This window comes from Proteus sp. G2609 (assembly GCF_963896135.1).
In the GTDB taxonomy this organism is placed as follows: domain Bacteria; phylum Pseudomonadota; class Gammaproteobacteria; order Enterobacterales; family Enterobacteriaceae; genus Proteus; species Proteus mirabilis.
Genome location: NZ_CAWQNB010000020.1, coordinates 25,791 through 38,878 on the forward strand (window position 1 = coordinate 25,791; position 13,088 = coordinate 38,878).

The 13,088-nt window shown below is 39.8% G+C and carries 12 protein-coding genes; 8 read left to right on the forward strand and 4 right to left on the reverse strand.

The genetic code is table 11. The features are described 5' to 3' along the window. Positions 1 to 86 precede the first annotated feature (86 nt). Entirely contained in the window at positions 87 to 593 is a 507-nt protein-coding gene (gene dps, locus AACV01_RS05540) for a DNA starvation/stationary phase protection protein Dps (RefSeq protein ID WP_004244496.1), read from the forward strand. 60 nt (positions 594 to 653) lie between these two features. Here the strand turns inward: dps and dinG are convergent, their stop codons facing one another. Next, positions 654 to 2,762, reverse strand: coding sequence for an ATP-dependent DNA helicase DinG (gene dinG / locus AACV01_RS05545; RefSeq protein ID WP_046335113.1), 2,109 nt, complete (start codon positions 2,760 to 2,762; stop codon positions 654 to 656). Positions 2,763 to 3,036: 274 nt separating this feature from the next. On the opposite strand from dinG, the gene AACV01_RS05550 reads away from it, so the two are divergent. Together AACV01_RS05550 and sseA are read left to right on the forward strand one after the other, a co-directional pair. After that, positions 3,037 to 3,222: a hypothetical protein gene (locus AACV01_RS05550; RefSeq protein WP_012367682.1), complete on the forward strand. Its 186-nt coding sequence runs from the start codon at positions 3,037 to 3,039 to the stop codon at positions 3,220 to 3,222. Positions 3,223 to 3,234: 12 nt separating this feature from the next. Continuing rightward, on the forward strand, positions 3,235 to 4,080 hold the full coding sequence (sseA, locus tag AACV01_RS05555) for a 3-mercaptopyruvate sulfurtransferase (protein ID WP_161682556.1): 846 nt from the start codon (positions 3,235 to 3,237) through the stop codon (positions 4,078 to 4,080). An 83-nt stretch (positions 4,081 to 4,163) separates the two neighbouring features. On the opposite strand, the gene AACV01_RS05560 is transcribed toward sseA, so the two are convergent. The 3 genes from AACV01_RS05560 to rhlE all read right to left on the reverse strand — a co-directional run bounded on the left by AACV01_RS05560 (position 4,164) and on the right by rhlE (position 6,957). Next, entirely contained in the window at positions 4,164 to 4,412 is a 249-nt protein-coding gene (locus AACV01_RS05560) for a GlsB/YeaQ/YmgE family stress response membrane protein (RefSeq protein ID WP_004244486.1), read from the reverse strand. A 205-nt stretch (positions 4,413 to 4,617) separates the two neighbouring features. Beyond that, entirely contained in the window at positions 4,618 to 5,550 is a 933-nt protein-coding gene (gene dusC / locus AACV01_RS05565) for a tRNA dihydrouridine(16) synthase DusC (RefSeq protein ID WP_004247575.1), read from the reverse strand. A 9-nt stretch (positions 5,551 to 5,559) separates the two neighbouring features. Then, a complete protein-coding gene (rhlE, locus tag AACV01_RS05570; protein ID WP_004244484.1) occupies positions 5,560 to 6,957 on the reverse strand; it encodes an ATP-dependent RNA helicase RhlE in 1,398 nt (465 codons plus the stop codon). 310 nt (positions 6,958 to 7,267) lie between these two features. Here rhlE and cecR point away from each other — a divergent pair, with 310 nt between their 5' ends. Genes cecR through AACV01_RS05595 form a run of 5 tightly spaced genes read left to right on the forward strand, consistent with a single transcriptional unit; the run spans position 7,268 to position 13,029 of the window. After that, positions 7,268 to 7,966, forward strand: coding sequence for a transcriptional regulator CecR (gene cecR, locus AACV01_RS05575; RefSeq protein ID WP_004244482.1), 699 nt, complete (start codon positions 7,268 to 7,270; stop codon positions 7,964 to 7,966). Positions 7,967 to 7,983: 17 nt separating this feature from the next. Further along, positions 7,984 to 8,970, forward strand: a complete 987-nt coding sequence (hlyD, locus tag AACV01_RS05580; RefSeq protein ID WP_004247573.1) for a secretion protein HlyD — start codon at positions 7,984 to 7,986, stop codon at positions 8,968 to 8,970. 20 nt (positions 8,971 to 8,990) lie between these two features. Beyond that, positions 8,991 to 10,760, forward strand: a complete 1,770-nt coding sequence (locus tag AACV01_RS05585) for an ATP-binding cassette domain-containing protein (RefSeq protein WP_004244480.1) — start codon at positions 8,991 to 8,993, stop codon at positions 10,758 to 10,760. After that, positions 10,753 to 11,904, forward strand: a complete 1,152-nt coding sequence (locus tag AACV01_RS05590; protein WP_161682557.1) for an ABC transporter permease — start codon at positions 10,753 to 10,755, stop codon at positions 11,902 to 11,904. The genes AACV01_RS05585 and AACV01_RS05590 overlap by 8 nt, the downstream gene beginning before the upstream one ends. Before the next feature lie 15 nt (positions 11,905 to 11,919). Continuing rightward, positions 11,920 to 13,029, forward strand: coding sequence for an ABC transporter permease (locus AACV01_RS05595; RefSeq protein ID WP_017628463.1), 1,110 nt, complete (start codon positions 11,920 to 11,922; stop codon positions 13,027 to 13,029). The last annotated feature ends 59 nt before the right edge of the window (positions 13,030 to 13,088 follow it).

A 13,088-nucleotide genomic window follows, 5' to 3' on the forward strand; every position in this document is an offset into this window, starting at 1 on the left:
AGCGATAAGACTAACCATTAATAATCCACTATCATAATTAACAGAAATTAAGATATTGAGTTATTAATTATTTAGGGAGAACGATTATGAGTACTGCTAAATTAGTCAAATCCACACCTTCAGCCCTGCTTTATACCCGTAATAATGTTGATGACAGTGTTAAACTGCATACTATCGAACTACTGCAGCAAATGGTGACTCAGTTTATCGATTTGTCTCTCATTACCAAACAAGCACACTGGAATATGCGCGGCAGAAACTTTATTGCCGTACACGAAATGGTAGATGGTTTCCGTGATACCATCAATGAACATACTGATGAGTTTGCTGAGCGTTTAGTACAATTAGGTGGCACAGTCCTTGGTACACCACAAACTGTCAGTAAAAAAACACCTTTAAAAGCCTATCCACTCGATATTCATGATGTGCAAGATCACCTTAAAGCATTGGCTGATCGCTATGCGGTAGTCGCTAATGATATTCGTAAAGCGATTGATGAAGTTGAAGATGAAGATACTGCTGATATGTTTACCGCAGCATCCCGTGATCTAGATAAATTCTTATGGTTTATTGAAGCAAATATTGAAAACTAATTGCTTATTTAATCACATGCTTCTTACTGAAAAGGGCTACCAATATAGGTAGCCTTTTTATTATTCTGTTTTAGGTATATCTGGCTGATAAATAGGAAAGACAGGTAGCGCGGTTAATAGCCGTGAACCGTAGTTTTTCGTTAATAAACGTCTATCATAAATAACAACTTCACCATGGCAATGATGACTACGAATAAGACGCCCAACTTGCTGGATCAAATTAAATGATGCACTTGGTAAGCTTTGCACTTCAAAAGGATAACGTTTCAGTGATTTTAGCCATTCCCCTTCCGTCACAATGACCGGATCAGTAACAGGTGGAAAAGCAATTTTATGAATATGTACTTGCGTTAAATAGTCACCTTTTAAATCTAACCCTTCAGCAAAAGATTGTAGCCCAATTAACACACTATTATCACCCGCATCAATACGCTTACAATGTGTCTCCACTAAACGATAGCGCGGTTGATCTCCTTGGACTAAGAGACTCAAACGTAGATCTTTAACTTCCTCTAAAAACCCTTCCATCGCCCGTTGACTACTAAATAATACTAATTGCCCTCGATGGTGGTTTTCTACCATTCCTTGACGAAAATAGCGTGCCATCTCTTTTAAATGCGCTTTTTCATTCGCCATTGTCGGTTCATAACGCATTTTAGGGATAACGAGTTTCCCTTGCCTTTCATGTGTAAAAGGCGATGACAAGGTAATAAAACGATCATCAAAGTGTTCGCTTAGTCCTGTAAGCTCTTGAATACGCGAAAAACTGTTTAATGAACGTAGTGTGGCAGAAGTGATCACCACATGAGGAATATTTTTCCATAATAATTGTGTTAACTGTTCACTAACGCGAATACCAGCACAATGTAAATAGAGATGTGACTGCTTTTTATCATAACGACGAGTAAGCCATTTCGAGACGGGTGCTTTTGATGTCTGCTCTAATGTCGCAAGTCGCCATAGTTTTGCCATATTTTCCAGATAACCAACCATTCGGCTAGTGGTTAAAATCGCGCGATGTAAACGTACAACATCTTCTTTTGCTGTTCGCTCAGTTAAGTCGTTAAGAATCGACTCACCTAACATTTTTAAACCATCGGTTAGCTTAAATAAGTTTTGGCAACATAACAGTAATTGTTCAGGTAATTGACCTAAGGGAAATAAATATTCATCATTTTCACTGCGCTCAGGCAATAACGCGCGGGTAAAATGTTCAACGTCTTGGTAGGCTTCGCGCATTTTTGCAATATGAGCATCAAAACGAATGGGATCGGCTAATTTGGGTGGTTTGACTGGGATAAATTGTGCTAAATATTGGCTGACATGACGAGTCATATTATCAAGTTGCATATTTAATGCCGATAAGGTTATTTCCCCTTCAACTTCAAGCGCATCTCTAGCAACATCAGGAATATGATGCCCTTCATCCAATACTAATAAAATATTTTTTGCATCAGGTAACACCGATTCACTTTCCATCGCAGCCATCACAAGAGCATGATTGGTGATAACCACATCAACTTCGTCTATTTCTCGACGGGCCAGAAAAAAAGGACAGCGATGATAGTATTGGCAATTACGACCTAAGCAATTCATTTTATCTGTGCTAATCTTGCGCCATAAACTATCCGTTAATGCTCGTTTATGGTGATCACGCAAACCATCCCAACCAAAGCTGGTAAAATCGTGTTTTAACTCTTGGCAAATCTCCCTTTCCGCACTGGTTGCGACATCAACTTTATCTTCCAGCAAGAACATTAAATCAATTTGCTCACCTTCTGTTGCACAAATTGCCTCTAAATTACGGGGACATAAATAACGACCTCGCCCAAAAGCCCCAGTAAAAGTCAGGTCTGGAATAATTTTTTTTAGTAAAGGCAGATCTTTGCTGTAAATTTGATCTTGTAGCGCCACATTCGCCGTACTGATAATCAGTGGTTTTTTCTCTTCCCGACTGATAGCAATACCAGGAATAAGATAAGAGAGTGTTTTACCTACTCCGGTAGGCGCTTCAATAATTAGATGTCGCCCCATTTCATCAGAAAATGTCTTCGCAACTTCAGCAATCATTTCGCGCTGAGGCGCTCGTGGAATAAAGCCTTCAATATGCTCAGGTAATGCTTTATACCATTGGCTGATTTGCATTTTTACAGATTGAGAAAGGGACATAACTACTCTATTTGTCATTAAAATAAGCGTTATTGTCGCATAACACTGTATAAAAATCAGTAGTCAGCTGCACTTACTCGCCTTTTTCATCAAATACTGCGTAATACGCTAAAACTCTCCAATATTATTGTGGTATTTATCGAAGTCGTTATAAAACAAACATCACGGGGTTATTTAGAAAATAACTGATTTTAGTTTTACTAGAGGTACAGCACTTGTTTCAATGGCATATCTAGATATACTTTTTAGTAACATTCATCTGCACATAAATCTTATGAAAAAATTACTTCTTGTTGTTATCGCACTACTGGCTTTTGGCTCCCTTGGGGGCGTTTTTCTTGCCGGACTAAATATTTATACGCGCTCAACCACACCGGTAGACACAGAGCAAACTCAACCTAATCGCTCACCAGCACAGCAATTTCCAGCTCTACCAGATAGCTCACCATCGACGAAATAAAGAGGTTGCACCATGGAATTTGATTATTTTGTTACTCCACAATGGCTTTTTGAACATCACGACGATCAAGATCTGGTGATAGTTGATGTCAGTGCGCCCATGCCTACGCAAGATATTGACTATCATCAGCGCTATCTTGAACGTCATATCCCTGGTGCCCATTTTTTTGATCTGGATGAAATCGCCGATAAAACAACATCATTACCACATATGTTGCCATCTGACACACTGTTTTCTGAAACCTTAACTCAGTTAGGTATTTCAAATAATACAACAGTGATCCTCTATGATATCGGCAATCTCTTTTCAGCACCTCGTGGCTGGTGGACTTTTACTACCTTAGGTTGTCACAAGGTGCGTATTCTGGCCGGTGGTTTACAAGCTTGGCAAGAAGCGGGGTTCTCCCTTGAACAAGGAGAAACGCCCAACGTCCCAGCCACTCACCCTTTTATCGTCACACGCCACACTCAACGCCGTGTCGATAAACAGCAAGTACTGGATAATCTGACCACGCAGCAAAATCAAATCATTGATGCTCGCTCGGCGGATAGATTTTATGGCAGAGCACCAGAGCCTCGCCCTGGTTTACGTCGGGGTCATATTCCCAATAGTAAAAATGTTCCTTGGGATAGCTTAGTCATTAATGGACAATTAAAAGATAAAGCACAATTACAGCACATATTTGAACAAGCGGGAGTCGATTTATCTCAGCCAATTATTGTCAGTTGTGGCTCAGGTATGACTGCGGCTATTCTATTTTTAGCTTTAACTCTATTGGGCTGCCAAAATATCGCACTGTATGATGGCTCTTGGGCGCAGTGGGGAGCAGAAAACGCATTACCTTGTGCATGCGAATAAAATAAAAGCGATAGTGAAGTTAACGCAAAAAAGTAAACCCGCAGATGCGGGTTTAATAGTATTAATAGACTCTTTATTTCCAATTAACTGGCAAATATTTTTGCTAAATAAAGCACAACGATTGCCCCTATTACGGCAACGACAAAACTACCAAAATTGAAACCATCTACTTTGCCTTTACCAAAGAAATTACTAATTACACCACCAACTACAGCACCCACAATACCTAGAATACAGGTCCAGATAAGGCCGATATCATACGAGCCAGGCATTAAGAATTTGGCTAAGATACCCGCAATAAGACCGAACACAATCCAAGAAAGAAATCCCATAGTTCCCCCTAAATGTAGTGATAATATAGATAGTATATTAAAAATGGTCACTTTAAGAGTGTAAGACGAAATAGTGATTTTTTCCAATAATTGTACTTAAACAGCAATTATTTTTTTCATATTCAGATATTTTTACCTTTTTATAGAAAAAACCAGCACCTTATTATTAATGCTGGTTTTGGCTATTAATAACCTATTGTGGTTATTATAACGCTTCTATTATTTTGGCTATTTCAGGTGAGGTTTTTAGCGTTCTAATTTGACTAAAAAGTGCATCAGCATCTTGATACTCTTTTCTTAAATATCCCAACCACTGTTTTATACGGGAAGCATGGTAATAAGTGGTATCCCCTTGCTTTTCTAGACGAATATAGCGTTTAAGTAATTGGATCACTTGTGACCAAGGCATTTTTTCTTCAATACCTTTTATCACATTACTTAAATTGGGCGTATGCATCGCCCCGCGACCTATCATAATCGCATCACAGCCGGTTATCTTTAAACAAGAGATAGCATCTTCTCGACACCAAATCTCACCGTTAGCGATAACGGGAATAGTCAATTTTTGGCGAATTTCACCAATCGCTTGCCAGTTTATCTTATCAGCACGATAACCATCTTCTTTTGTTCTACCGTGGATAGTAATTTCTGTCGCGCCACCTTGTTCTACAGCATCGGCAATTTCATGGCAATAAGATGAACAATCCCACCCTAATCGTACCTTTACAGAAACAGGTAAATCCGCAGGTACAGCACCACGCATCGCTTTAGTTGCTTGATAAATCGTTTCTGGTTGTTTTAATAACGAAGCACCACCGCCATTACCATTGACGGTTTTAGAAGGACAACCACAATTAAGATCAACGCCCCATGAACCTAAAGAGACGGCTCGAAAAGCGTTTTCTGCCAACCATTGTGGATTTTGCCCTAATAATTGTACCCGCACCAAGGTGCCACTTTGCGTGCGGCTTTGAGTGTGTAATTCAGGACATAAACGATAAAATGCTTTTGGCGGTAATAATGAATCAACAACGCGAATAAATTCCGTGATACAGAGATCGTAATGATTAATCGCCGTCAGTAGATCTCTCACAAGGGGGTCTAACACCCCCTCCATTGGCGCTAATAGGACTCGCACAGTTTAGCCTCAAAATTCTTTTCTAGCTTTTGACCAAGGATTTTGATTATCACGATCATCATCGTGTTTGCGTGAACGTCTAGCGGGTTTAGATTTATTCTGTTTTATCTCACCCGTTTCACTCTCTTTTTGATTACGACTATTTTTATTACGTGGTGTATGGCGATTATCTTTGCCACGCATATCAGCACGACCATGTCCGCCTTCTTTATTATTACGTGCTTTATTCTTTGGCTTTTTATGCAAAGGCGCCGCTTTTATTGAGGGATCAGGATCGTAACCTTCTAATGCTAAACGAGGAATTTCACGTTTTAATAAGCGTTCAATATCAGCTAATAAGCCATGTTCATCAACACAAACTAAAGATATCGCTTTACCTGTTGCCGCCGCACGCCCTGTTCGACCAATACGATGAACGTAATCTTCTGCTACCTGCGGTAATTCAAAGTTGACCACATAAGGAAGTTGGTCAATATCAAGTCCCCGCGCTGCAATATCAGTGGCAACTAACGCTTTTAATTTACCGTCTTTAAAATCAGCTAGAGCACGTGTTCTAGCTCCTTGGCTTTTATTACCGTGGATCGCCGCTGATTTGATGCCATCTAAATTAAGATGTTCAGCTAATTTATTCGCACCATGTTTAGTTCGAGTAAAAATAAGAACTTGAGGCCAATTTTCTAGACCAATTAAGTGTGATAACAGCTCTGTCTTACGCTTTTTATCCACTAAATGGACATATTGATCAACAGATTCAGCCGCTGAGTTTTTGGGGGCAACAGCAATACTTATAGGATTGTTGAGTAGTGAGTTAGCAAGCCCTGTTATCTCTTTTGAAAAAGTCGCTGAAAAGAGTAAATTTTGTCTTTTTTTCGGTAACTTATTGATGACTCGACGAATATCATGAATAAATCCCATATCTAACATACGATCAGCTTCATCTAACACCAATACTTCAACGCGAGATAAGTCGACAGCATTTTGATGTTCAAGATCAAGTAAGCGGCCCGGTGTTGCAATCAAAACATCGACGCCACCTCGTAGTTTCATCATTTGAGGATTGATACTGACGCCACCAAAAACCACCAATGAACGAATAGGTAAATAACGACTATAAGCTTTTACGTTATCGGCAATTTGTGCAGCTAATTCACGTGTAGGGGTTAAAATAAGCGCTTTAACTGGCTTACGCCCTTTCGTTTTCTCTGCTGATGTAGCGAGTTTTTCCAGTATCGGTAATGTAAATGCGGCCGTTTTTCCCGTACCCGTTTGTGCACTCGCTAATACGTCCTTACCCGCCAAAATCGGCTCAATCGCCTGTTGTTGAATAGGGGTTGGGGTTTTATACCCTTGTTCATCAATAGCGCGGAGAAGCGCCTCACTTAAACCAAGCGATGTAAAATCGGTCAAAACAGAAATCTCCTACAACCAGAACGTATAACACGGTGATTGAAATTAAAAATGACGGGCTTTCACCGCAAGGTGAAAGAGAATGAACCTTATCAGGTTAACCTAATAGCGGCCATTTTAACAGTTTTGCCATCTTGCGAATATAAAAATAATTTTTAAATAAATCATGTTTTTTTTATTACATGTCATCTTTATTTCATTATTTACTACAAATTTATCCTGTTACTCAATATCATCGAATATACTACTTTCAATAACGACTATTTTAATGTTATTTCTTTGTTACATTTTACTTAAGTAAGGTATCCTTATGCCAGACACACACCAAAAGAAAACTCGAGGGGAACTTGCAAAACGACAGTTATTAGAAGCTGCCTGTGAAATCTTTGGTAAAAATGGGCCTGATAGCGCCACAACTCGCCAGATTGCGCAAGCTGCGAAGCAAAATATCGCGGCTATTGCTTACTATTTTGGCTCTAAAGAAGGGTTATATCTCGCTGTTGCACAGTATATTGCCGATTTAATTCGAATTGATTTTGAACCCACTGTTGCACAACTTGATGATTTTCTTGAAAAACCTAATCCAACAGAGCACTTACCCCTATTACAAAAACTGATCATTGACAGTTTTTTGCAATATGCCCGACTCGTACTTGATAAAAGCAATGTACATATCAGTCGCATTATGGCAAGAGAACAACTTGTTCCCACAGAAGCCTATTCCCTTATCCACCAGCAAGCGTTATCTCCGCTATTAACTCGTGTAAATCGTTTATTAGCACTTTATATTGGCTTAGATCCAACTTTACCAAAAACCATGCTACATACTCACGCTATTTTGGGAGAGGTGCTATCATTTCGATTAGTACGAGAAACCATTTTACGCCAAACTGGATGGGATAGAATTGGTAAACAGGAATATGAAATTATTTCTAATACCTTAAAAGTACATATTACTTTACTACTTGATGGACTAAGAGAGATCTATACTCATAACAACCATGCATAAATATAAATAGAGTTATTATGAAAACGAAAAAAATCAGTGTCTTTATTATCTTAATGATTATTATCGGTATTATCGCAGGTATCTATTATTATGAAGAGAACAAAGATCCTGAGTTAGTACTCTATGGAAATGTTGATATTCGGACGGTTAACTTAAGTTTTCGTGTTGCAGGCAAGTTAGCGGAACTACAAGTTGATGAAGGTGCGCCGGTCACCAAGGGTCAATTATTAGGCCAACTCGATGATGCACCTTACATTAATGCATTAAATAAAGCTTATGGTGAACGTGATAGTGCCATCGCTTCATTAGCCTTAATGGAGGCTGGTTACCGCAGTGAAGAAATTGCACAAGCCCAGTCAGATGTGTCATTAAAACGTGCCGCATGGCAATATGCTGAAAACTTTTATAAGCGACAACAAGATCTTGCTAATCGCAAAGTTATTTCAGCCAATGACTTAGACAGTGCCCGCAATAATCGTAACCAAGCGGCTGCGGCATTAAAAGCAGCACAAGACAAACTCAATCAATATCAAAATGGTTATCGCCAAGAAGATATTGATATGGCAAGAGGCCAAGTACTTCAAGCCAAAGCGGCAGTCGCCCAAGCAGAGCTTAATCTTCAAGACACCAAATTAACCTCACCTGCAGAAGGAACTATACTGACTCGTGCTGTGGAGCCTGGCACTATTTTATCAGCAGGAAGCCCTGTTTTTACTGTTTCTTTAACTAACCCTGTATGGGTTAGAGCTTATATTAGTGAAAATCATTTAGGTGAAGCGATACCTAATCGCGAAGTGTATCTTTATACCGACAGTCGCAAAGATAAGCCTTATCACGGCACTATAGGTTTTGTTTCGCCAACCGCTGAATTTACCCCTAAAAGCGTTGAAACACCGGAACTACGCACTGATCTAGTTTATCGTATAAGAGTGGTTGTCACCGATGCTGATGATGCATTACGCCAAGGAATGCCAGTGACCTTGAAATTTGCACCGACTCATTAAGTTGAGGAGAGGCAATCAATATGGATAACACAAATTACACCATCAATTTAAGCGGTGTTGAAAAACGCTTTGTTGGGCTTGAAAAACCGGCGGTTGCTTCACTCACCGCCACCATTACCGGTGGTTCAGTCACAGGTCTTGTCGGCCCTGATGGTGCGGGAAAAACAACCCTAATCCGCATGCTAGCAGGATTACTAAAACCTGATGCTGGTGAGATCAAAATTTTAGGAATGGATCCGCAAAAACAGAGTGTTGATGTTAGGGCGATCCTCGGTTATATGCCACAAAAATTTGGCTTATATGAAGATCTCACTGTGCTAGAGAATCTCAATCTTTATGCAGATTTAAAAAATGTTATTGGTGAAGAGAGAAAAAGAGTTTATCAACAGCTACTCTCTTTTACTGACTTAACACGTTTTACCTCTCGTCTAGCGGGTAATCTTTCTGGTGGGATGAAACAAAAATTAGGGTTAGCTTGTACTCTATTAGGTAGTCCCAAAGTCCTGTTATTAGATGAGCCGGGAGTTGGTGTTGATCCCATTGCCCGTCGAGAGCTTTGGCAAATGGTTCATACCTTAGCCGGTGATGGCATGCTTATCTTATGGAGTACCTCTTATCTTGATGAAGCAGAACAATGTAAAAACATTCTGCTACTGAATAAAGGTGAATTACTTTATAGCGGTGTACCTCAGACTTTAACTGCTAAAATGGCGGGACGCTCTTTTTTACTCAATGTTGAAGGTCATCAGCGTCGAAAAGTATTGCAACAAGCCATTATACAACCTCAAGTGACCGATGGCGTGATCCAAGGGCAATCTGTACGATTGATCTTAAAAAAACACAGTGACCAAACGGCATTGTTAAACGCCTTAGGAAAACCAGATGCAAAACTTATTCCGGCGACACCGCGATTTGAAGATGCCTTTATTGATTTATTAGGTGGTGGCCCTTCTCATAAATCTGAACTGGCGGAGATCATGCCACAAATCCCTCCTGCACCCGATGAAACCGTTATTGAAGCACAACAATTAACGAAAATGTTCGGTCAATTTGCCGCCACTGATCATGTTGATTTCCAAGTTAAACGTGGGGAGATTTTCGGATTATTAGGCCCTAACGGTGCGGGAAAATCGACAACCTTTAAGATGATGTGCGGGCTATTAGTACCAACGAGTGGTAAAGCATTAGTGTTAGGTATGGATCTGAAAGTCAGCTCAGGTAAAGCTCGCCAACATTTAGGTTATATGGCACAAAAATTCTCGCTATATAGCAACTTAAAAGTGGGGCAAAACCTGAAGTTTTTTTCTGGGGTTTATGGATTATATGGTAAGCAACAACGCAATAAAATTAATGATATGATAACCGCATTTGGCTTACAGCCAATGATTAACCAAATCACCGATACCTTACCTCTTGGCTATAAACAGCGTCTTGCCCTTGCATGCTCTTTGATGCATGAGCCAGATATTCTTTTTCTTGATGAACCTACCTCAGGGGTTGACCCTTTAACACGCCGTGAATTCTGGCTTCATATCAATGGAATGGTGGATAAAGGTGTAACAGTGATGGTAACGACTCACTTTATGGATGAAGCTGAATATTGTGATCGTATCGGTTTGGTTTATCGCGGAAAAATTATTGCAGCAGGCGAGCCGGATTCATTAAAACAGATGGTAGCAACAGAAGAAAATCCGACCCCCTCTATGGAAGATGCTTTTATTGGCTTAGTACTGGATTACGATAAAAAACTTGAACAAGAAAATCACCAAGGGAGCGAAAAACATGAGTAATTCGTCTCAATCATCACCTGCACACTTTTCTTGGCGACGTTTATATGCTCTTTGTTTAAAAGAGACTAAACAAATCACCCGTGATCCCAGTAGCGCGCTTATTGCTATTGTTATCCCCCTCACCTTACTGTTTATTTTTGGTTACGGTATCAACTTAGATTCAAGCAAATTAAATATTGGTATACTAACTAACCAACAAAGCCAACCGGCACAAGAGTTAGTGTATACTTTTACCAACTCTCCCTATATTAACGCCACCATCAGCGATAATCGCCAATTGCTTATCGATAAAATGCAAGCCGGAGAAATTCGTGGCATTGTGGTTATTCCTGTCGACTTTGCGCAATTATTAGCCCGACAAGATAGCAAAGCTCCCATTCAAGTGATCACCGATGGTAGTGAGCCAAATACTGCAAACTTTGTACAAGCCTATACCAAAGGGGTTTGGCAAATCTGGTTACAGCAACAAGCTTTAAGTCAAGGCATTCAACAGCAGCCATTAATTGAAATTGAGCCAAGGTATTGGTTTAACCCTGCCGCCATCAGCCAACACTATATTATTCCCGGTGCCGTCACTATTATCATCACCGTGGTTGGGGCTATTCTAACCTCTTTGGTTATTGCTCGAGAATGGGAGCGTGGCACCATGGAAGCCTTACTCTCAACCCAAATTACACGCACAGAATTACTGCTTTCCAAGCTCATTCCTTATCAAGTATTAGGCAGTTTTGTTATGGTGCTATGTATGTTGGTCACTGTCTATATATTAGGCGTGCCTTACCGTGGCTCATTATGGATTTTAGCGGATATTACTTCACTATTTTTAGCCACTGCACTAGGTATGGGGCTATTGATCTCCACCCTAACTCGCAATCAATTTAACGCGGCAATGATCTCACTTAATGCGGCTTTTTTACCTGCGGTGATGTTATCAGGCTTTGTATTTGAAATTGATAGCATGCCATTTTTTATTCAAGTAGTGACCTATTTTATTCCCGCACGTTATTTTGTCAGTAGCTTACAGACACTCTTCTTAGCGGGAGATATTCCGATGATCTTAATGCTAGATATGTGGCTATTAATTGTTTCAGCCATCTTTTTTATTGGCTTAACGGCGTTAGCAACACGTCGTCGCTTAGATTAATAAGGGAGAGTTTTTATGTTTCATCGTCTTCTCACCCTGATAATGAAAGAGCTACAGTCATTATTACAAGAGCCACAAACACGGATTATCTTAATATTACCGGTTATCTTTCAGATGATCTTATTCCCTTTTGCGGCCACCCTTGATGTTACCAATGCCTCTGTTGCTATTTTTGATGAAGACAATGGTAAACAATCTATTGAATTAACCCAACGCATAGCCAAAGCCAGTGCTTTTTCTGAAACCCTATTATTAAAAAGTGAACATGAAATTAAAGAGACGATTAATAATCGTAAAGCCTTGCTATTAGTGCGTTTTCCACAAAATTTTAGTGCTAATTTAGCCAGTCATACTCCGGTAAAATTACAATTAATTCTTGATGGACGTAATTCTAATAGTGCACAAATTGCGGCAAATTATGTACAACAAATTGTGCAAAATTATCAAACAGAATTAGCCGGCGATACCCCATCTTTACTGAATAAAAGCGAATTAGTAGTACGTAATTGGTATAACCCCAATTTAAACTATAAATGGTTTATTGTGCCTTCTTTAGTGGCCTTAATTATCACCATCGGGGTAATGATAGTAACATCACTGTCTGTTGCTAGAGAGCGAGAGCAAGGGACATTAGATCAGCTATTAGTTTCACCGTTATCAACTTGGCAAATCTTTGTGGGAAAAGCGGTTCCTGCCATGGTTGTTGCGGCAGTACAGGGAACCATTGTATTAATTATCGGTATTTTCGGCTATCAAATACCTTTTTCAGGCTCACTGCTATTATTTTACTTTACCATGCTTATTTACGGTTTATCGCTGGTAGGTTTTGGGCTTTTGATTTCCGCGTTAAGTTCAACACAACAACAAGCATTTATTGGTGTGTTCGTATTTATGATGCCCGCAGTATTATTATCAGGCTATATTTCTCCAGTGGAAAATATGCCAGTTTGGTTACAGCAAGCCACATGGATAAACCCAATCCGCCATTTCACCGATATTACCAAACAAATCTACCTCAAAAATGCCGATATTACCGTAATATGGCATAGTTTATGGGCACTGATTGTTATTGCTATTGGGACAGGCTCTATTGCCTATTATCTTTTCCGCAGGAAGATAGCTTGACATCCTCCACGCCCTAAAGGACGTGGATCCCTACTGCGTTCAGACTGATGTCTGAATCA

Bases quoted from the DNA above. Each gene is read 5' to 3' on its own strand.
- dps (WP_004244496.1), top strand. From the start codon at position 87: ATGAGTACTGCTAAATTAGTCAAATCCACACCTTCAGCCCTGCTTTAT.
- dinG (WP_046335113.1), bottom strand. From the start codon at position 2,762: ATGTCCCTTTCTCAATCTGTAAAAATGCAAATCAGCCAATGGTATAAA.
- AACV01_RS05550 (WP_012367682.1), top strand. From the start codon at position 3,037: ATGAAAAAATTACTTCTTGTTGTTATCGCACTACTGGCTTTTGGCTCC.
- sseA (WP_161682556.1), top strand. From the start codon at position 3,235: ATGGAATTTGATTATTTTGTTACTCCACAATGGCTTTTTGAACATCAC.
- AACV01_RS05560 (WP_004244486.1), bottom strand. From the start codon at position 4,412: ATGGGATTTCTTTCTTGGATTGTGTTCGGTCTTATTGCGGGTATCTTA.
- cecR (WP_004244482.1), top strand. From the start codon at position 7,268: ATGCCAGACACACACCAAAAGAAAACTCGAGGGGAACTTGCAAAACGA.
- hlyD (WP_004247573.1), top strand. From the start codon at position 7,984: ATGAAAACGAAAAAAATCAGTGTCTTTATTATCTTAATGATTATTATC.
- AACV01_RS05585 (WP_004244480.1), top strand. From the start codon at position 8,991: ATGGATAACACAAATTACACCATCAATTTAAGCGGTGTTGAAAAACGC.
- AACV01_RS05590 (WP_161682557.1), top strand. From the start codon at position 10,753: ATGAGTAATTCGTCTCAATCATCACCTGCACACTTTTCTTGGCGACGT.
- AACV01_RS05595 (WP_017628463.1), top strand. From the start codon at position 11,920: ATGTTTCATCGTCTTCTCACCCTGATAATGAAAGAGCTACAGTCATTA.